The sequence below is a fragment of the Aromatoleum evansii genome (genome assembly GCF_045689615.1).
GTDB lineage: Bacteria > Pseudomonadota > Gammaproteobacteria > Burkholderiales > Rhodocyclaceae > Aromatoleum > Aromatoleum evansii.
The window spans coordinates 4939423-4957074 of the sequence record NZ_CP141259.1; the positions used below are offsets into that span (position 1 = coordinate 4939423).

Genomic DNA, 17652 nt, shown 5'->3' on the forward strand with positions numbered 1-17652 from the left:
GTATAATCGCGCTCCCGCCCTCCCTTTCTGGATTCCCGATGCGCTGGGTCTTGTATCCCCTCGCGGCACTGATCGCTCTCGTCGTTCTCGGCGCGGCAACCATCGCGGCCGTCTCTGCATTCGCATGGCCGAACCTGCCTTCGCTGGACGTTCTGACCGATTACCGCCCGAAGATTCCGCTGCGAGTATACACGTCAGATGGATATTTACTCGGGGAATTCGGCGAGGAACGACGCGTCGTCGTGACGATGGACGAAGTCCCGGCGATTCTGAAGCAGGCCATCCTCGCGGCCGAGGACGAGCGCTTCTATGAACACCCCGGCATCGACGTGATCGGCATCGCGCGCGCGGCGCTCGCGAACGTCGTGTCGGGCGGGCGCGGCCAGGGGGCATCGACGATCACGATGCAGGTGGCGCGCAATTTTTTCCTGACGCGCGAAAAAACCTTCAACCGCAAGCTCTACGAGATTCTCCTGGCACTGCGCATCGAACGCAGCCTGAGCAAGGACCAGATCTTCGAGCTCTACATCAACCAGATTTTTCTCGGCCAGCGCTCATACGGTTTCTCCGCGGCGGCACGTGCGTACTTCGACAAGCCGCTGAAGGACATCACCGTGGCCGAGGCGGCCATGCTCGCAGGACTGCCGAAGGCACCGTCCGCCTACAATCCGATCGCCAACCCGCGCCGCGCGACGCAGCGCCAGCACTACGTATTGCGGCGCATGGTCGAAGCGGGCTTCATCGACGAGAAGACCTACGAGACGGCCCGCGCGGAACCGCTGGTGCTAGCCAACGGGCGTTCGGCAGCGAGTCCGCTGCGTGGCGACTTCGTTGCGGAAATGGCGCGTCAGCTCGCCGTCGAGCAGTTCGGCGATCAAGCCTACGACTCCGGCATCCGCGTGATCACGACGGTGACGCGCGAGGAACAGCAGGCCGCCTACAAGGCGGTGCGGCAGGGCGTGCAGGATTACGACCGGCGGCACGGCTATCGCGGCCCGGAGGGCTTTGTCGACCTGAACGGCATCAAGGCGGGTGACGAAGAGCGGCTCGATGAACTGCTCTCCGACGCGGCGGACTACGATGACCTGCTCGCCGCGCTGGTTCTCGAGGCATCGCCGAAGTCGGTCACGGTCTATCGCCATGGCGAGAGCCTGAAGATCTCGGGTGCGGGACTGGCCTTTGCCGCGCCGATGCTCAACGAGCGTGCGCCGCAGGCACGCAAGCTGCGGCGCGGGGCGATCGTGCGCATCCGCGAGCTCGGCGAGAAGGGCTGGGAGATCGCGCAGCTGCCGGACGTGGAGGCGGCGCTGATCTCGGTGGACTCGAAGACCGGCGCGGTGCGGGCGCTCATCGGCGGCTTCGACTTCAATCGGAACAAGTTCAACCATGCGACCCAGGCGCTGCGCCAGCCGGGATCGAGCTTCAAGCCCTTCATCTACTCGGCGGCACTCGAGCGCGGCTTCTCGCCGAGCACGGTCGAAGAGGACGGTCCGCTGTTCTTCCCGGCCGGCATCACGGGAAGCAAGGACTGGGAGCCGAAGAACTACGACGGCAAGTATGAAGGGCCGATGACGCTGCGCGAGGGGCTGGCGCGATCGAAGAACATGATCTCGATCCGCCTGCTACGCTCGATCACGCCCGAGTATGCGCAGGACTACGTCACCCGCTTCGGTTTCGACGCCGCACAGCATCCGCCCTACCTGACGATGGCGCTGGGCGCCGGGATGGCGACGCCGTGGCAGATGGCCGCCGGATACGCAGTGTTCGCGAACGGCGGCTATCGCATCGAACCGTATGTCGTGAAGGAAATGATCGACGGACAGGGACATGTGGTCGCGAAGATCGACCCGCCGGTCGCCGGCGAGAGCGCACCGCGGGTGATCGACCCGCGCAACGCCTGGCTGATGAATTCGATGATGCAGGACGTGATCCGGCGCGGCACGGCGACGCGCGCACTCGCGCTCAAGCGCGCCGACCTCGCGGGCAAGACGGGAACCACCAACGACTATGTGGACGCCTGGTTCGCCGGCTACCATCCGGATCTCGTTGCGGTGAGCTGGATGGGCTTCGACCAGCCGCGCAACCTCGGACGCGGCGAGACCGGCGGTTCAGCGGCGCTGCCGATGTGGGTGAACTACATGCGGACGGCGCTGAAGGGACTCCCGGAGAAGTTCCCGCCGCGCCCGGAGGGCCTCCTTGCCGTCGATACCGGCTCGGGACGCGAGGAGTACATCTACGCGGAGAACCTGCCGGCGGAGCCGATCATGATACCGGCCGGCATCGAGAACCTCCCGCTGCCCTCGGAGGCGCCCGACGAGGCGCTACCCCTGACCCGGCCCGCGGCGGCGCCTGCTCCCGTCGTCGAGCGATCCCCGACGCCGATCCGCCGACCCTGATCTGCGGGCAGGCTGCCGGCAGATCAGCCGGCGGCCACCACCACCGGATTGCCGGACTGCTCGCTGACCAGCCGGGACAGCAGCGCGTAGAGTTCGGCGCCGTCGCGCGTGGCGATCCAGCGGCCGGAGTCGGGGCGGAAGTGGAAGCCGCCGGACTTGGCGGCGACCCAGATCTCGCGCGCGGCGGAGTGGCGGTTGATCACCATCTTGCTGCCGTTCTCGAATTCGACCTCGAGCACGCCCCCGGGCATGGTTTCGATGTCCAGTTCGGCACCGCAGCTTTCGAGCGCCGCCTCGATGCGCGCGAGTTCGGCTTCGGCCAGCGCGTTGAACGCCGATTCTTCCATGTTCGCTCCTTCTGTTAGCATTTCCGTTTTTTCGACCGACGACACCATGCGAGCCATTCCGACCGCTGCCGCGCTGTGCTGTGCCATTGCCCTGTGCGGTTGCGGGATCAAGGGGCCGCTGTACCTGCCCCAGGTTCCGCCCGCACCGGCCAAGGCGGCTCCGGCCGCCGGCGTCGATCATAGCAAAGCACCCAAGGCTGCCGACGACTCCCGATGACCTCCCGATTTCCGATTCCGACCCTGACCGAGGGCAATGACGGCCTTCAGCTCGAAGGCGTGTCGCTCGCCGCGATCGCCGCGCAGCATGGCACGCCCGTTTACGTCTATTCGCGCCGCGCGCTGACCGAGGCGTTCTCGGCGTACCGCGACGCGCTTGCCGGCCGCAAGGCCCTGGTGTGCTACGCGGTGAAGGCGAATTCGAACCTCGGCGTGCTGTCGGTGTTCGCGCAGCTGGGCGCGGGCTTCGACATCGTGTCGGGCGGCGAACTCGCGCGGGTGCTGGCCGCTGGCGGCGATGCCGGCAAGGTGGTGTTCTCGGGTGTCGGCAAGAGCCGCGACGAGATGCGCTTGGCCTTGCAGGCCGGTATCCGCTGCTTCAACGTCGAGTCGGAAGCGGAGATCGACCGCCTGAACGAGGTCGCCGGCGAACTCGGCAAGGTCGCGCCGATCGCGTTCCGCGTGAATCCGGACGTCGACCCGAAGACCCATCCCTACATCTCGACCGGACTGAAGAGCAACAAGTTCGGCGTCGCGGTCGATGCGGCGGCCGACCTGTACCGCCGCGCGGCGAGCCTGCCCAACCTGCGCGTGAGCGGCGTGGCGTGCCACATCGGCTCGCAGCTGCTCGATCCCGCTCCGATCGGGGAAGCCGCGGGCAAGCTGCTCGCGCTGGTGGACCGGCTCGCCGCCGAGGGCATCGCGCTGGACCATATCGATCTTGGCGGCGGCCTGGGTATCCGTTACCGCGACGAAGAGCCGCCGACGGTCGCCGAATACCTCGCGCCGCTGCTGAAGCTGTTCGAGGGGCGCACGGAGGAGCTGTGCTTCGAGCCCGGCCGCTCGCTGGTCGGCAATGCCGGCCTGCTGCTGACGCGCGTCGAGTACCTGAAGCCGGGCGAGGAGAAGAACTTCGCGATCGTGGATGCGGCGATGAACGACCTGGCGCGCCCGGCCCTGTACGACGCCTATCACGAGGTCGTGGCGGTGCAGCCGCGCGCGGGAGAGGTGAAGAACTACGAGATCGTGGGGCCGATCTGCGAAAGCGGCGACTTCCTTGCGCACGACCGCGAGCTGGCCGTCGAGGAAGGTGACCTGGTCGCGCTACTGTCGGCCGGGGCCTACGGCATGGCGATGAGTTCGAACTACAACACGCGTCCTCGTGCCGCCGAGGTCATGGTCGATGGCGACCGCGTGCACCTGATCCGCCGGCGCGAAACCGTCGAATCTCTCTACGCGCTCGAGTCGCCGTTGACCTGAGCCCTCAGGTCCACGGCCCGTCCTTCGGCCTGTGCCTCCTGGATGAGGGCGCGGCCGAAGGCCTTCCAGGCCGGACCGCCGTGGGTGTGCACCCCGGTATCGGCGCTCTCCTCCATCACGCGCAGCATCAGCACGCCCAGCGCGAAAAGTTCGCCGCGCGCGCGCAGGCGCGCATCCGGGTCGGCGAGCAGCGCCTGCGTGTGGTCGGCCCCCCCTTCGAGGGCTTCGCGCGCGAGCTTGCGCATGATCGCCGCGTCATCCCAGTCAAGCTTGAGCAGCATGCCGCGCTTGAGGATCTCGCGCTCGAGTTCGCAGGCGTCGCGGGCGAAGTGTTCGAAACCGCTCATGATTCAGCGCGCGATGTCTTCCAGGCAGCGGCGCAGTGCGTCCTGCCATTGGGGCATCGCGATGCCGAAGCGCGCGGCGAGGCGGTCCGCCGACAGGCGGGAGTTGGCCGGACGTGCGGCCGGCGTCGGGTAGGCGGACGCGGGGATCGGTTCGACACTCGCGACCTTCATGGTCAGCTCCGGCAACGCGGTCCGGGCCGTGGCGAAGATCGCCTCGGCGAATCCGTGCCAGTTCGTTTCGCCGGCCGAAGCGAGGTTGAAGATGCCCGAGGCAAAGTCGCCGTCGCACCGCTCGCGCTGCGCCCGGGTGACGACGTGCGCGGTGGCGTCGGCGATGTTGCGCGCCCAGGTCGGCGCACCGTGCTGGTCGGCGACGACGCGCAGTACTTCGCGCTCGGCGCCGAGCCGCAGCATCGTGCGCACGAAGTTGCCGCCGCGGGCGGCGAACACCCAGGTGGTGCGCAGGATGAGGTGGTCGCAACAGGACTCGCGGATCGCCACTTCGCCGGCGAGCTTGCTGCGGCCGTAGGCGTTGACGGGCGCGACGGGGTCGTCCTCGGTGTAGGGGCCGGACTTGGAGCCGTCGAACACGTAATCGGTCGAGTAGTGGATCAGCAGCGCGCCCACTGACTTCGCGGCGCGGGCGAGTTCGCCGGGTGCGGCGCCGTTGATGGTGGTCGCGAGGGCTTCCTCCGACTCGGCCTTGTCTACGGCCGTGTAGGCGGCGGCGTTGACGATGACGTCCGGTACGAGGTCGGCGACCAGGGCGGCCAGCGTCTCGGGACGCGACAGGTCGCAGCGCCGTCGATCGAGCGCGATGACTTCGCCGAGCGGCATCAGGCTGCGCGCGAGTTCCCAGCCGACCTGGCCGTTTGCGCCGGTGACGAGCAGTTTCATTCGAATACCTCGCATTCGGCGAGGGGCTTGCCCTCGCGGTCCTTCGCCGACAATTGCGGCTCGCCCGCGAGCGGCCACTCGACGCCGACGGCGGGGTCGTTCCACGCGAGGCAGCGCTCGTGCTCCGGCGCGTAGTAGTCGGTGGTCTTGTAGAGGAAGTCCGCGGAATCGGACAGCACGACGAAGCCATGCGCGAAGCCGGGCGGGATCCACAGCTGGCGGTGGTTGTCCTCGCTGAGTTCCACGCCCGTCCAGCGGCCGAAAGTCGGCGAGCGGCGGCGCAGGTCGACGGCGACGTCGAACACCGCGCCGCGCACGACGCGCACGAGTTTCCCCTGCGGCTGGCGGATCTGGTAGTGGAGGCCACGCAGCACGCCGCGCGCGGAGCGCGAGTGGTTGTCCTGCACGAACTGTTCGTCGAGTCCCGTGGCCTCGCGGAAGGCCCGGGCATTGAAGCTTTCGAAGAAGAAGCCGCGCGCGTCGCCGAACACTTTCGGTTCGATGAGCAGCACGTCGGGAATCGCGGTGGGGATGGCCTTCATCAGAACACCTTCTCTTCGAGCACGCGCAGCAGGTACTGGCCGTAGCCGTTCTTGGCGAGCGGCTTGGCGAGCTCGGTGAGCTGGGCGGCGTCGATCCAGCCCGAGCGCCAGGCGATTTCTTCCGGACAGGCGATCTTGAGCCCCTGGCGCTTTTCGATCGTCTGGATGAAGAGGCCGGCCTCGAGCAGGCTTTCATGGGTGCCGGTGTCGAGCCAGGCGTGGCCGCGGCCCATGACCTGCACGTCGAGCGCGCCCGCCTCGAGGTAGTGGCGATTGACGTCGGTGATCTCGAGTTCGCCGCGCGGGCTGGGCTTGAGGCCGCGCGCGATGTCGACGACGCGATGGTCGTAGAAGTAGAGGCCGGTGACGGCGTAGCGGCTCTTCGGCTTCGCCGGCTTCTCCTCGATGCTGATCGCGTGGCCGGCAGCGTCGAACTCGACGACGCCGTAGCGCTCGGGGTCGGTCACCGGATAGGCGAACACGGTCGCGCCATGCGCGCGCTGGCCGGCCTGCCGGAGGTCATCGGCGAGTTCGTGGCCGTAGAAAAGGTTGTCGCCGAGCACGAGGGCGGACGGGGAGCCGGCGATGAACTGCTCGCCGATCAGGAAGGCCTGGGCGAGGCCGTCCGGGCTGGGCTGGACGGCGTACTGCAGGCTGAGGCCCCAGCGGCTGCCGTCGCCGAGGAGCTGTTCGAAGCGCGGCGTGTCCTGCGGCGTCGAGATGATGAGGATGTCGCGGATGCCCGCGAGCATCAGCGTGCTCAGCGGGTAGTAGATCATCGGCTTGTCGTACACCGGCAGCAGCTGCTTGGAGACCGCCAGCGTGGCCGGGTGCAGGCGGGTGCCGGATCCACCGGCGAGGATGATGCCCTTGCGTGTGCTCATGCTCGACGTTCTCCGTAGTTGCGCTCGACCCATTCGCGGTAGCTGCCGGACTGGACATGCGCGACCCAGTCCTGGTTGGCGAGATACCACGCGATGGTCTTGCGGATGCCGGTCTCGAAGGTCTCGGCGGGGCGCCAGCCGAGCTCGCGCTCGATCTTGCGCGCGTCGATCGCGTAGCGGCGGTCGTGGCCGGGGCGGTCGGCGACGTAGGTGATGAGGCGCGCGTGCGGGCCGGCGGGGTCGGGGCGCAGCTCGTCGAGCAGCGCGCAGACGGTATGCACGATCTCGAGGTTGGGCTTCTCGTTCCAGCCGCCGACGTTGTAGGTCTCACCGAGGCGGCCGCGCGCGAGCACTTCGCGGATCGCGGCGCAGTGGTCGCCGACGTAGAGCCAGTCGCGCACGTTGCGGCCGTCGCCATAGACCGGCAGCGCCTTGCCGGCGAGCGCGTTGGCGATCATCAGCGGGATGAGCTTCTCGGGGAACTGGTAGGGGCCGTAGTTGTTCGAGCAGTTGGTCGTGAGCACCGGCAGCCCATAGGTGTGGTGCCAGGCGCGCACGAGGTGATCGGACGCGGCCTTGCTTGCGGAATAGGGGCTGTTCGGTTCGTAGGCCTTGGTTTCGGCGAAGGGCGGGTCGTTCGGGCCGAGCGAGCCGTAGACCTCGTCGGTCGAGACGTGCAGGAAGCGGAAGACGGCCTTCTCCTCGCCTTCGAGCGTGGACCAGTAGCCACGGGCGGCTTCGAGCAGCGTGAAGGTGCCTTCGACGTTGGTGCGGACGAAGTCGCCGGGGCCGTGGATGGAACGGTCGACGTGGCTTTCGGCGGCGAAATGGACGACGGCGCGCGGGCGATGCTCGGCGAACAGGCGGTCGATGAGCGCGCGGTCGCAGATGTCGCCGTGCACGAAGACGTGGCGGCCGTCGCCCTGCAGCGTGGCAAGATTCTCGAGGTTGCCCGCATAGGTCAGCGCGTCGAGATTCAGCACCGGCTCGTCGCTTGCGCGCAGCCAGTCGAGTACGAAGTTGGCGCCGATGAAGCCTGCGCCGCCGGTCACGAGAATCATTGATCTACCTCTTCAGCCAGCTTGCCGCATTTGCGGCGGCGTAAAATGCCGGTCCGGACTAAAAATCCAATCCGTGATTGTATCGCGACCGCATACCCGCAGCGCCCTTGCGCGCTTCGCAAGATGTTGCAGGATAACGACGACTCGCTCATGACGACGCACCCGATGCTCCAAAGCCTGTGCCATCTCCTGGCTGCCCTGCTGTTCTGCGGAGCGATGGCTTCCGCGCTTGCTGCGCCCCTGCCCCCGGCGGTGCAGCAGGCACTCGACGACGCCCGCATTCCGGCGGGCAACGTGGCGGTGTGGGTGCAGGCCGTGGATGCGCCGACCCCGCAACTGGAGGCCGGCGGCGACCGGCCGATGAATCCGGCGTCGGTGATGAAGGTCGTGACCGCCTTCGCGGCACTGGACCGGCTCGGCCCCGCCTTCACCTGGACGACGCGGGTCGCGACGGGGGGACCGGTCGCCGCGGGAATTCTGGATGGCAACCTTTACCTGACGGGCGGCGCGGACCCGATGCTGAACTACGAGCGGCTGGGGAAGCTGCTGCGCCAGGTGCGCGCCCTGGGCGTCGCGACGGTGCGCGGCGACATCGTGCTCGACGGCTCGGCGCTGGCGCTGCCCCCGCACGATCCGGCGGCCTTCGACGGACGCGCGCTGCGCCCCTACAACAGCGGCGCCTACGGGCTGCTGATGCACTTCAACACGCTGCAGCTGCGCCTGGTTCCCCCGGCAGAGCCGGGGCAGCCGGTGGGGCTCGCGCCTTATCCGGCACTGACCGGCCTCGACATCGACAACCGCATCACGGCGGCGCCGGGCCCGTGCGGCGTGTGGTACGGCAATCTGGACGCCGCGCTCGAGGCGGGGCCGCATGGGCCGCGGCTGGTGCTGTCGGGCAGCATGCCGGCGAGTTGCGGGCAACGCGACTGGGCGACTGCCCCGCTGTCGCCGGAGGCCTTCGGGCGCGCACTCGTCGCGGCGCTGTGGAGCGAACTGGGCGGGAAGATGGAGGGCTCGGTGCGCAACGGCGTGACGCCGGCCGACGCGGCGACGCTGGTCGTCGAGACTTCGGTGCCGCTCGCCGAGGTGGTGCGCGAGATGAACAAGTGGTCGAGCAACGTGATCGCACGCCAACTGCTCGCGACGCTGGGGCGGGAAAGCGGCGCGAACCTGGACATGGTCGCGGGCGGAACCGCGGCCGTGCAGGCGCTGCTGGCGGAGGACGGGATAACGACGGCGGGCCTGGTGATCGAGAACGGTTCGGGCCTGTCGCGCATCGAGCGGGTGAGCGCGCGCACGCTCGCGGAAGTGCTGCTTGCGGCCTGGGGGCGGCCCTTCATGCCGGAGTTCATCGCCGCGCTGCCGATTGCCGGCGAGGACGGCACCGCGCGCGGGCGACTGCACGACAGTCCGGCGCGCGGCTACGCGCACATCAAGACCGGCTCGATCAACGGCGTGAAATCGCTCGCCGGCTATGTGCTGGACCGGAAGGGCCGGCGCCATGCGGTGGTGATGATGGTGAACCACGCCGAGGCGGGGTCCAGCCAGGCCGCGCAGGACGCGCTGCTCGAATGGGTGTGGGCAGGCGCCGCGGCGACGGCGCAATAGCGACGCGCCGCCGGCAAAGCAATGCCGCGCTTCAGGCGTCCGACGGCATCGGCATGGTGCTGCGGTCAAGCAGGTTCAGCCAGCCGCGAATGACACGGTAAACGATCCACAAGGTGGCGCCGATCAGCAGCGCGAAGGCGAACGGAATGCCGATCACGGTCAGGATCATGCTGACTGCAACGAAAATCCACAGCAGCGCAAACCAGAAGGTACGGATCTGCCAGCGGAAGTGGCTTTCCAGCCAGGTGCCGCGCACCGCGTCGCGCTTCATGTAGTTGAGCACCACCGCGAGGATGGACGGCAGGCTGGCGACGAAGCTGCCGATGATGGTCGCGGAGCCGACGATGCCCGTTACCACCGCGAAAGCGTGCAGCCCATAGATGATGTGTGCGAGCGTGACGAGCCCGCCGAGGTCGGCGGGTGCGCTTCCGGTCCGATAGTCAGGCATGACGGACTCCCCTTCCGGTCAGGATCACCCTGCCATCTTACAGCCCGAGCTCGCCCCACATCGCGTCGACCCGCTGCTTGACCGCGGCGTCCATCACGATCGGACGCCCCCACTCGCGGTTGGTCTCGCCCGGCCACTTGTTGGTCGCGTCGATGCCCATCTTGCTGCCCAGGCTCGCGACGGGGCTGGCGAAATCGAGGTAGTCGATGGGGGTGTTGTCGACCATCACGGTGTCGCGCGAACCATCGACGCGGGTCGTCATCGCCCAGATGACTTCCTTCCAGTCGCGGATGTCCACGTCGTCGTCCACCACGATGATGAACTTGGTGTACATGAACTGGCGCAGGAAGCTCCAGATGCCGAACATCACCCGCTTGGCGTGCCCCGGGTACTGCTTGCGGATGCTGACCACCGCCAGCCGGTAGGAGCAGCCCTCGGGCGGCAGGTAGAAGTCGATGATCTCGGGGAACTGCTTCTGCAGCAGCGGCACGAAGACCTCGTTGAGCGCGACGCCCAGCATCGCCGGCTCGTCGGGCGGCTTGCCGGTGTAGGTCGAGTGGTAGATCGGGTCCTTGCGCATCGTGATGCGCTCGATCGTGAACACCGGGAATTCCGACACTTCGTTGTAGTAGCCGGTGTGGTCGCCGTAGGGCCCCTCGGGAGCGGTGTCGTCCGGGTGGATCACGCCTTCGAGCACGATCTCGGCCGAGGCCGGCACCTGCAGGTCGGAGCCGAGGCATTGCACGAGTTCGGTCTTGGCGCCGCGCAGCAGTCCCGCGAACTGGTATTCGGACAGCGTGTCGGGCACCGGCGTGACGGCGCCGAGGATGGTCGCCGGGTCGCAACCGAGGACGACGGCGACCTTGAAGGGTTCGCCGGGGTGCGCGAGCTGGTGTTCGCGGAAGTCGAGCGCGCCGCCGCGGTGGGCGAGCCAGCGCATGATGACGCGGTTGGGTCCCAGCACCTGCTGGCGGTAGATGCCGAGGTTCTGGCGCTTCTTGCCGGGGCCCCGCGTGACGACGAGGCCCCAGGTGATCAGCGGCGCGACGTCGCCGGGCCAGCAGTGCTGGATCGGCAGGCGACCCACGTCGACGTCCGCGCCTTCCCACACGACTTCCTGGCAGGGCGCCGAGCGCACTTCCTTGGGCGACATGTTGAGCACCTGGCGGAAGGCCGGGAACTTCTCCCACGCGTCCTTGAGGCCCTTGGGCGGCTCGGGCTCCTTGAGGAAGGCGAGCAGCTTGCCGACTTCGCGCAGCGGCGTCTGCCAGTCGCCGTCGGTGAGGTCCTCGCCCATGCCGAGCGCGACGCGCTGCGGAGTGCCGAAGAGGTTCGCAAGCACCGGCATGGCCTGCGGCACGCCGCGCGTGACGGGTTTTTCGAACAGCAGCGCGGGGCCGCCGGCGCGCAGCACGCGGTCGGCGATCTCGGTCATCTCGAGGTGGGTGTCGACGGGAATGGTGACGCGCTTCAGTTCGCCACGTTGTTCGAGCTGGGCGATGAAGTCGCGAAGATCGTGGTAACGCATGGAATCCTTTCGGGTGCGGCGGTTCAGCGGTTGGCGTTGATCGCGTCGCGCGTCTCGAGGGCGACGCGGCGGGCCGCCAGGGCATAGTCTTCCCCGCTGCCGGCGAACAGGATCGCGCGCGAGGAGTTGATCATCAGGCCGGTGCCGGCGGCGGTGCCGCCCGCCTGCATGGTTTCGGCGATGTCGCCCCCCTGGGCGCCGATGCCCGGCACGAGGAGGGGCATGTCGCCGACGATGTGGCGCACGCGCGCGATCTCGTTGGGGAAGGTCGCGCCGACGACGAGCCCGCAGTTGCCGCTCCCATTCCAGTCGTTCGCGACCAGGCGTGCGACGCGTTCGTACAGGCGCTCGCCGCCGCCGACATCGAGGAACTGAAGGTCGCTGCCGCCGGGGTTCGAGGTGCGGCACAGCAGGATCACGCCCTTGTCGGCGTATTCGAGGTAGGGCTCGACCGAATCGCGGCCCATGTAGGGATTCACGGTGATCGCGTCGGCGCGGAAGCGCTCGAAGGCCTCGACTGCATACTGTGCGGCAGTGCTGCCGATGTCGCCGCGCTTGGCGTCAAGGATCACCGGCGTATCGGGGTGGCGCTCGTGGATGTGGGCGATCAGGTCTTCGAGCTGGTCCTCGGCGCGCTGCGCGGCGAAGTAGGCGATCTGCGGCTTGAAGCAGCACACGAGGTCGGCGGTCGCGTCGACGATGCCCTTGCAGAATTCGAGGATGGCATCGGGGCGGCCCTGCAGGTGGGCGGGGAAGCGCGCGGGATAGGGGTCGAGGCCGACGCAGAGGAGGCTGTTGCGGCTCTGCCAGGCGGCCCGGAGGGCGGTCATGAAGTGCATGGAGGCGTCCTGATGGGTTCGGGGCGAATGATAAGCCGGATGATGCCCTTGCGCGCCCCCGGATGCCTCAAAATGAAAAGGGCCGCGACGGCGGCCCAGGTCTGGTCGGCAAGTGTCGGCCTACATGCCGATATTGAGCATCTTCATCGCCTTGGCGAGCGTCGCCTCGGATTCGGGATGCTTGCCGGCCTTGTGCAGCTCTTCGCCTTCCGCGCGCAGCTTCTTCACTTCCACCATCTGCTCGGCGCTCAGCATCGGGTTCTTGGCGAGGGCCTCGTCGATCTTCTTCATGTCGGCGGGGCAATGACGGGCCAAGGCGCTCGTCGACAGCAGCATCGCACACAGGCCCGCGAACAACAGGCTTCTTCTCATTGCAGTCTCCTCTGGGGTTGCGCCGCAAGAAGATCGGGCGCATGTATTCGACCGTGATCGATGCGGTCGGTTCACCCTAGTTCAGGCGGCGGGAAACGCAATGTAGTCAAGGACGATGCCGGCGAAGATGCTTGCCCCGACCCAGTTGTTGTGCAGGAAGGCCTTGAAGCACGGCGCGCGCTCGCGCCCGCGGATCAGCGTGTAGTGGTAGCCGGCGATGCCGCAGGCGCCGAGCAGGCCGGCGAAAAAGAACGTGCCCCGCCCCGCAGCGACGCCGACCGCCGCGATCAGCGCGAAGGCGAGCGCGTAGCACAGCATCACCGCGGCGACGTCGAAGCGGCCGAAGGTGATCGCGGAGGTCTTGATGCCGATCCTGAGGTCGTCGGGACGGTCGACCATTGCGTACTCGGTATCGTAGGCGACGGTCCAGAAGATGTTGCCGAGCAGCAGCCACCACGCGATCGCGGGCACTTCGCCCTGCACCGCGGCAAAGCCCATCGGGATGCCGAAGCCGAAGGCGATGCCGAGGTAGGCCTGCGGGATCGCGAAGAAGCGCTTCATGAACGGATAGCTCGCGGCAAGAAACAGTGCCGGCAGCGACAGCCACAGCACGATGGGCGCGAGCGGCAGGATCAGCAGGAAGGCGACGAGCGAGAGGCCGGCGGCGAGGAGCAGCGCCTCGCGGGTGCCGATCGCGCGCGTCGCGAGCGGGCGGTTCTTCGTGCGCTCGACATGGCCGTCGAAATCGCGGTCGGCGTAGTCGTTGATGACGCAACCGGCCGAGCGCATCAGCACCGTGCCGAGGACGAAGATCACGAGGACGGGCAGCGGCGGGACGCCGTCGGCGGCGAGCCACAGCGCCCACAGCGTCGGCCACAGCAGCAGCAGGATGCCGATGGGCTTGTCGAGGCGCATCAGCCGCAGGTAGATGGGCAGGCGGGCGGACAGGGGGAGCGGCGCAGACATCATTCGGGCAGGTCCAGGATCGTGGGCAGGAAGGCCTCGCTGACGAGCAGCGCGCGGTCGTGCAGGCGGAACAGCGAGCGCCGCGCCCACACGCGCGGCGGCATCACCAGCGGCGCGACCGCGGCAGACGCAAGATGATAGCGCGCGTCGCGACGGTCGAGGCAGGCGCAGGTCAGCGCGCGGCGGCTGATCGCGGGATCCGCGAAGAGTGCGGCGCCCAGCGGACGGGCGCCCATGCCGTGGAACAGGTTCCAGGCGCCGCGCACGTTGGGGCGCGGCAGCAGCGAGCGCGCGAACACCACCGGCACGCCGTCGGCGACCAGCAGCACTTCGCGCAGCCACGCGAGTTCGCCGCGACGCAGGCCCAGCAGCGTCGCCTCGTCGCGGTGCGGCAAGGCGAGACGCTGACGCAGCACGCGCACGGCAAAAGTGCTGCAGCGGGCGCGGATGCGCGCGGTGAGCGAGTCCGGATCGGTGAGCCAGGGGCGCAGCGTGCGGGAAACGGTCGCGCGCGGCGGGCGCTTCAGCCAGGTTTCTTTGTGGGGACGGGTACGCATTGGGGGGAATTTCGGGACCAGCCGCATGATACCGGGTAGGCGTCGCTCGCCCAACCGGGGTGAGCGGGGCGCAGGATTTCGGCCGTGGGAGCAACTTCAGCCGCGAATGGGCGGTATCGCACGCTACCGGGCTGATTCGCGGCTGAAGCCGCTCCCACAGGAGGTTGCACCCATCGGTTCTGGCGGGATGCGCTGCGCTCCTCCCGCCCTTGGGTCCGTGCCTGCTCAGGCGCGCAGCAGGCCTTCCCGTCCGCCGAGCCAGCGCTCCATCAGCTGGGTCGCGACGTCCGGCGAGTCGCGCAGCAGGCGTTCGGCAAGCGCGCGCGCCGGCTCCAGGAGGTCGGCGTCGCCCTCCAGGTCGGCATAGCGCAGCAACGGCACGCCGCTCTGGCGCGCGCCGACGAACTCGCCGGGGCCGCGGATGCGCAAATCCTCGCGCGCGATCGCGAAGCCGTCGCTGTGTTCGTAGATGACTTTCAGGCGTGCGCGGCCGTTCTCCGACAGCGGGTGGGCGTAGATCAGGATGCACGCGGACTCCTTGGTGCCGCGCCCGACGCGCCCGCGCAGCTGGTGCAGCTGCGCAAGGCCGAAGCGCTCGGCATGTTCGATCACCATCAGGCTCGCGTTGGGCACGTCGACGCCGACCTCGATGACCGTCGTCGCGACCAGCAGGTGGATCTCGCCGGCAGCGAAGGCGGCCATGGTCGCGGACTTCTCGTCGGGCTTCAGGCGCCCATGCACGAGGCCGATCTTCAATTCCGGCAGCGCCGCGACTAGCGACTCGAAGGTCTCGACGGCGGTCTTCAATTGCAGCGCCTCGGACTCCTCGATCAGCGGGCACACCCAGTAGGCCTGGGCCCCGCCGAGGCAGGCGTCGCGCACACGCGCGATGACCTGGTCGCGGCGCGACTCGGCGACGAGCTTGGTGAGGATCGGGGTGCGACCGGGCGGCAATTCATCGAGCACGGTGACGTCGAGGTCGGCGTAGTAGCTCATCGCCAGCGTGCGCGGGATGGGCGTCGCGGACATCATCAGCATGTGCGGATGCAGCGCGTCGGCGCCCTTCTCGCGCAGCGCGAGGCGCTGGCGCACGCCGAAGCGGTGCTGCTCATCGACGATCGCGAGGCCCAGGCGCGGCAGCGTCACCGGATCCTCGATCAGCGCGTGCGTGCCGACCGCGAGCAGCACCTCGCCGCTGGCGAGCCGGGCGAGCTCGGCCTCGCGCTCCTTCTTGCGCCGGCTTCCGGACAGCCACGCGATACCGACGCCGAGCGGCTCGAGCCACGCGGCGAGCTTCTTCCAGTGCTGCTCGGCGAGGATCTCGGTGGGGGCCATGAGCACCGCCTGGAAACCGTTCCCGGCCGCCTGCAGCATCGCCAGCGCGGCGACGATGGTCTTGCCGCTGCCGACGTCGCCCTGCAGCAGGCGCTGCATCGGGTGCGGGGTGGCGAGGTCGCGACCGATCTGCGCGACCGCGCGCGCCTGCGCGCCGGTGAGGCTGAACGGCAGCTGTGCGAGCAGCGCGCCGGTGAGCTTGCCGCTGTCGCGCAGGATGGGGGCGCGGCGCGTGCGGCGGGCGTTGTAGGCGCGCCGCAGCGACAGTTGCTGGACCAGCAGTTCCTCGAACTTGATGCGCTGCCACGCCGGATGGGCGCGGTCTTCGAGCGCATACGGGTCGATGTCGGGGGGCGGCTGGTGCAGCGTGCGCAGCGCATCGGCGAAGGGCGGCAGGTGCAGCCCCCCGAGCGCTTCGGGCGGCAGAAGCTCGATCGGCGACGGGCGCTGCAGTTCGCGTCCGATGAGCTTGCGCAGCGCCGACTGCGCGAGCCCCGCAGTGGTCGGATAGACTGGCGTGAGCGCCTGCGGCAGCTCCTCGCCCTCCGCCACCGGGTGCACGCGCGGATGCACCATCTCGTTGCCGAAGAAGCCGCCGCGCACCTCGCCGAACACGCGCACGCGGCGGCCGGGCGCAAGCTGCTTCTGTTGCGAGGGGTAGAAGTTGAGCCAGCGCGCGATGAGCGTGCCGCTCGCGTCGCGGATCTGTGCGACGAGCTGGCGGCGCGGGCGCAACATGACCTCGCAGGACAGCACCTCGCCTTCGACCTGCACCGGCGCACCGGCGCGCGCTGCGGCGATCGGGGTCAGGCGGGTTTCGTCCTCGTAGCGCAGCGGCAGGTGCAGGACGAGGTCCTGCGGCCGGCGGATGTCGAGCTTCGCCAACCGGCCTGCGAGTTGCGGGCCGATGCCGGCCCAGGCGGGTGGGCTGCGTTGCGAGTCAGGGGGCATGACGAAAGCGATGGATTGCGTCCTGTGGCAAGGCGCGAACCGCAGCAATAGTGGTTGCTATTGCGAGGATGAGCAACGCCGCCACGGGGCGCAAGACGCGCTTTCGTGCCTCCTGACTCGCAAGGCAGCCCGCCTTTAGCCAATCACCAGGATGGCGTCGGCCTCGACCACGCCGCCCTTGGGCAGCTCCTTGACGCCGACGGCGGCGCGCGCCGGGAAGGGCTCCGCGAAGTAGCGCGCCATGACTTCGTTCACCTTGGCGAAGTTGGCGAGATCGGTGAGGTAGATCGTCACGCGCACGGCGTCGGCGAGCGAGCCGCCGGCTGCTTCGGCCACCGCCTTGAGGTTCTCGAACACGCGCACGGTCTGCGCTTCGAAGCCCTCGACCATCTGCATCGTCGCGGGGTCGAGGCCGATTTGGCCGGAGCAATAGACGGTGTCGCCGACCTTGACGGCCTGCGAGTAGGTGCCGATCGCGGCCGGGGCGTTGGGGGTCGAGATGATGCTGCGGCTCATGCTTGAATTCCTTTGCTTGTACGAACGATCCCGAGCAGGGACCGGATGAAACAACGCCCCGGCACATCCTGCACCGGGGCGCGGGAGAGTGCGCCGATCAACCTTCGGCGCGCAGGGTCACGTCACAGCCGAGACGCGTGATGATCTTCTGGATTCCACGGCGGGCGGAGACGTTGATCACCAGCGGCGCCATGAAGTTTGCGCGCAGCCCGGCGGTTGCGGGGTTGCCCGCGTCGCCTTCGTCCTTGCGCACGATCACGGCGACGAAGGCATCGGCAGGGTTCGTGAGCTTGAGCTGCTCGGTTTCCTCGTCCGAGAGGCCGAACTCGTAGTTGACGCCAAGCCGGTCCGAGCCGGTGATCGAGAACACGGCCGCAGGATTGTCCAGACTCTGCAGCTGGTACAGGGATGAGGTCGATCCATCCTCATGCACGAGGGCGAACTGCCTGCAGTCTTCGAACCCGGGAAGCCCGGCCGGGAACTCGATCACCTTGTCATCGGGAATATCGACCGTACCGAACACCTGACTTTCGATCTTCATTGCGACCTCCTCTGATTTGCCCCGTTGTTGGCGTCCTGGCT

General features: G+C 68.4%; 19 protein-coding genes. 4 read left to right on the forward strand and 15 right to left on the reverse strand.

Features of this window, described 5'->3' with window-relative positions; genetic code table 11:
• Positions 1-38: 38 nt before the first annotated feature.
• Entirely contained in the window at positions 39-2396 is a 2358-nt protein-coding gene (locus U5817_RS23130; RefSeq protein ID WP_407278977.1) for a penicillin-binding protein 1A, read from the forward strand.
• A gap of 23 nt (positions 2397-2419) precedes the next feature.
• Here U5817_RS23130 and cyaY read toward each other — a convergent pair whose 3' ends face one another.
• A complete protein-coding gene (gene cyaY / locus U5817_RS23135; RefSeq protein ID WP_169126375.1) occupies positions 2420-2743 on the reverse strand; it encodes an iron donor protein CyaY in 324 nt (107 codons plus the stop codon).
• Between cyaY and lptM the strand changes: the two genes are divergently transcribed.
• The gene (lptM, locus tag U5817_RS23140; RefSeq protein ID WP_246262185.1) at positions 2742-2960 is read left to right on the forward strand and encodes an LPS translocon maturation chaperone LptM; all 219 of its coding nucleotides are present in this window, start codon (positions 2742-2744) and stop codon (positions 2958-2960) included. The genes cyaY and lptM overlap by 2 nt on opposite strands.
• A complete protein-coding gene (gene lysA, locus U5817_RS23145) occupies positions 2957-4219 on the forward strand; it encodes a diaminopimelate decarboxylase (protein ID WP_407278978.1) in 1263 nt (420 codons plus the stop codon). Before lptM ends, lysA begins: the two co-directional genes overlap by 4 nt.
• Here the strand turns inward: lysA and U5817_RS23150 are convergent.
• The 5 genes from U5817_RS23150 to rfbB are packed head-to-tail and all read right to left on the reverse strand — an operon-like array spanning position 4192 to position 7950.
• Positions 4192-4566: a hypothetical protein gene (locus U5817_RS23150; RefSeq protein ID WP_407278979.1), complete on the reverse strand. Its 375-nt coding sequence runs from the start codon at positions 4564-4566 to the stop codon at positions 4192-4194. The two genes, lysA and U5817_RS23150, sit on opposite strands and share 28 nt — an antisense overlap.
• A gap of 3 nt (positions 4567-4569) precedes the next feature.
• Positions 4570-5463, reverse strand: coding sequence for a dTDP-4-dehydrorhamnose reductase (rfbD, locus tag U5817_RS23155; RefSeq protein ID WP_407278980.1), 894 nt, complete (start codon positions 5461-5463; stop codon positions 4570-4572).
• Positions 5460-6005 carry a dTDP-4-dehydrorhamnose 3,5-epimerase gene (gene rfbC / locus U5817_RS23160; RefSeq protein WP_169126382.1) on the reverse strand — a complete coding sequence of 182 codons (546 nt, stop codon included), beginning with the start codon at positions 6003-6005 and terminating at the stop codon, positions 5460-5462. The genes rfbD and rfbC overlap by 4 nt, the downstream gene beginning before the upstream one ends.
• The gene (gene rfbA / locus U5817_RS23165) at positions 6005-6889 is read right to left on the reverse strand and encodes a glucose-1-phosphate thymidylyltransferase RfbA (protein WP_407278981.1); all 885 of its coding nucleotides are present in this window, start codon (positions 6887-6889) and stop codon (positions 6005-6007) included. Before rfbA ends, rfbC begins: the two co-directional genes overlap by 1 nt.
• Positions 6886-7950 (reverse strand): dTDP-glucose 4,6-dehydratase, encoded by a 1065-nt coding sequence (gene rfbB / locus U5817_RS23170; protein WP_407278982.1) that lies wholly within the window; start codon positions 7948-7950, stop codon positions 6886-6888. Before rfbB ends, rfbA begins: the two co-directional genes overlap by 4 nt.
• Before the next feature lie 150 nt (positions 7951-8100).
• On the opposite strand from rfbB, the gene dacB reads away from it, so the two are divergent.
• On the forward strand, positions 8101-9558 hold the full coding sequence (dacB, locus tag U5817_RS23175) for a D-alanyl-D-alanine carboxypeptidase/D-alanyl-D-alanine-endopeptidase (RefSeq protein ID WP_407278983.1): 1458 nt from the start codon (positions 8101-8103) through the stop codon (positions 9556-9558).
• 31 nt (positions 9559-9589) lie between these two features.
• Here the strand turns inward: dacB and U5817_RS23180 are convergent, their stop codons facing one another.
• From U5817_RS23180 to fliW, 9 genes are all read right to left on the reverse strand, one after another.
• A complete protein-coding gene (locus U5817_RS23180; RefSeq protein WP_407278984.1) occupies positions 9590-10006 on the reverse strand; it encodes a DUF4870 family protein in 417 nt (138 codons plus the stop codon).
• A gap of 37 nt (positions 10007-10043) precedes the next feature.
• Complete coding sequence (gene ubiD, locus U5817_RS23185; protein WP_407278985.1) at positions 10044-11534, reverse strand: 4-hydroxy-3-polyprenylbenzoate decarboxylase; 1491 nt, start codon at positions 11532-11534, stop codon at positions 10044-10046.
• A 23-nt stretch (positions 11535-11557) separates the two neighbouring features.
• Complete coding sequence (pyrF, locus tag U5817_RS23190; RefSeq protein WP_407278986.1) at positions 11558-12373, reverse strand: orotidine-5'-phosphate decarboxylase; 816 nt, start codon at positions 12371-12373, stop codon at positions 11558-11560.
• 120 nt (positions 12374-12493) lie between these two features.
• A complete protein-coding gene (locus U5817_RS23195) occupies positions 12494-12745 on the reverse strand; it encodes a hypothetical protein (protein WP_407278987.1) in 252 nt (83 codons plus the stop codon).
• 81 nt (positions 12746-12826) lie between these two features.
• On the reverse strand, positions 12827-13714 hold the full coding sequence (gene ubiA / locus U5817_RS23200) for a 4-hydroxybenzoate octaprenyltransferase (RefSeq protein ID WP_407278988.1): 888 nt from the start codon (positions 13712-13714) through the stop codon (positions 12827-12829).
• Positions 13711-14268 (reverse strand): chorismate--pyruvate lyase family protein, encoded by a 558-nt coding sequence (locus tag U5817_RS23205; protein WP_407278989.1) that lies wholly within the window; start codon positions 14266-14268, stop codon positions 13711-13713. Before U5817_RS23205 ends, ubiA begins: the two co-directional genes overlap by 4 nt.
• Positions 14269-14493: 225 nt before the next feature.
• Positions 14494-16554: an ATP-dependent DNA helicase RecG gene (gene recG, locus U5817_RS23210; RefSeq protein ID WP_407278990.1), complete on the reverse strand. Its 2061-nt coding sequence runs from the start codon at positions 16552-16554 to the stop codon at positions 14494-14496.
• A gap of 135 nt (positions 16555-16689) precedes the next feature.
• Positions 16690-17070 (reverse strand): RidA family protein, encoded by a 381-nt coding sequence (locus tag U5817_RS23215; RefSeq protein WP_169126402.1) that lies wholly within the window; start codon positions 17068-17070, stop codon positions 16690-16692.
• Positions 17071-17167: 97 nt separating this feature from the next.
• Positions 17168-17611: a flagellar assembly protein FliW gene (gene fliW, locus U5817_RS23220; RefSeq protein WP_169126404.1), complete on the reverse strand. Its 444-nt coding sequence runs from the start codon at positions 17609-17611 to the stop codon at positions 17168-17170.
• Between the last annotated feature and the right edge of the window lie 41 nt (positions 17612-17652).

Excerpts from the sequence above, each read along its gene's own strand:
- U5817_RS23130 (WP_407278977.1), top strand. The coding sequence starts at position 39 with ATGCGCTGGGTCTTGTATCCCCTCGCGGCACTGATCGCTCTCGTCGTT.
- lptM (WP_246262185.1), top strand. The coding sequence starts at position 2,742 with ATGTTCGCTCCTTCTGTTAGCATTTCCGTTTTTTCGACCGACGACACC.
- cyaY (WP_169126375.1), bottom strand. The coding sequence starts at position 2,743 with ATGGAAGAATCGGCGTTCAACGCGCTGGCCGAAGCCGAACTCGCGCGC.
- lysA (WP_407278978.1), top strand. The coding sequence starts at position 2,957 with ATGACCTCCCGATTTCCGATTCCGACCCTGACCGAGGGCAATGACGGC.
- U5817_RS23150 (WP_407278979.1), bottom strand. The coding sequence starts at position 4,566 with ATGAGCGGTTTCGAACACTTCGCCCGCGACGCCTGCGAACTCGAGCGC.
- rfbD (WP_407278980.1), bottom strand. The coding sequence starts at position 5,463 with ATGAAACTGCTCGTCACCGGCGCAAACGGCCAGGTCGGCTGGGAACTC.
- rfbC (WP_169126382.1), bottom strand. The coding sequence starts at position 6,005 with ATGAAGGCCATCCCCACCGCGATTCCCGACGTGCTGCTCATCGAACCG.
- rfbA (WP_407278981.1), bottom strand. The coding sequence starts at position 6,889 with ATGAGCACACGCAAGGGCATCATCCTCGCCGGTGGATCCGGCACCCGC.
- rfbB (WP_407278982.1), bottom strand. The coding sequence starts at position 7,950 with ATGATTCTCGTGACCGGCGGCGCAGGCTTCATCGGCGCCAACTTCGTA.
- dacB (WP_407278983.1), top strand. The coding sequence starts at position 8,101 with ATGACGACGCACCCGATGCTCCAAAGCCTGTGCCATCTCCTGGCTGCC.
- U5817_RS23180 (WP_407278984.1), bottom strand. The coding sequence starts at position 10,006 with ATGCCTGACTATCGGACCGGAAGCGCACCCGCCGACCTCGGCGGGCTC.
- ubiD (WP_407278985.1), bottom strand. The coding sequence starts at position 11,534 with ATGCGTTACCACGATCTTCGCGACTTCATCGCCCAGCTCGAACAACGT.
- pyrF (WP_407278986.1), bottom strand. The coding sequence starts at position 12,373 with ATGCACTTCATGACCGCCCTCCGGGCCGCCTGGCAGAGCCGCAACAGC.
- U5817_RS23195 (WP_407278987.1), bottom strand. The coding sequence starts at position 12,745 with ATGAGAAGAAGCCTGTTGTTCGCGGGCCTGTGTGCGATGCTGCTGTCG.
- ubiA (WP_407278988.1), bottom strand. The coding sequence starts at position 13,714 with ATGATGTCTGCGCCGCTCCCCCTGTCCGCCCGCCTGCCCATCTACCTG.
- U5817_RS23205 (WP_407278989.1), bottom strand. The coding sequence starts at position 14,268 with ATGCGTACCCGTCCCCACAAAGAAACCTGGCTGAAGCGCCCGCCGCGC.
- recG (WP_407278990.1), bottom strand. The coding sequence starts at position 16,554 with ATGCCCCCTGACTCGCAACGCAGCCCACCCGCCTGGGCCGGCATCGGC.
- U5817_RS23215 (WP_169126402.1), bottom strand. The coding sequence starts at position 17,070 with ATGAGCCGCAGCATCATCTCGACCCCCAACGCCCCGGCCGCGATCGGC.
- fliW (WP_169126404.1), bottom strand. The coding sequence starts at position 17,611 with ATGAAGATCGAAAGTCAGGTGTTCGGTACGGTCGATATTCCCGATGAC.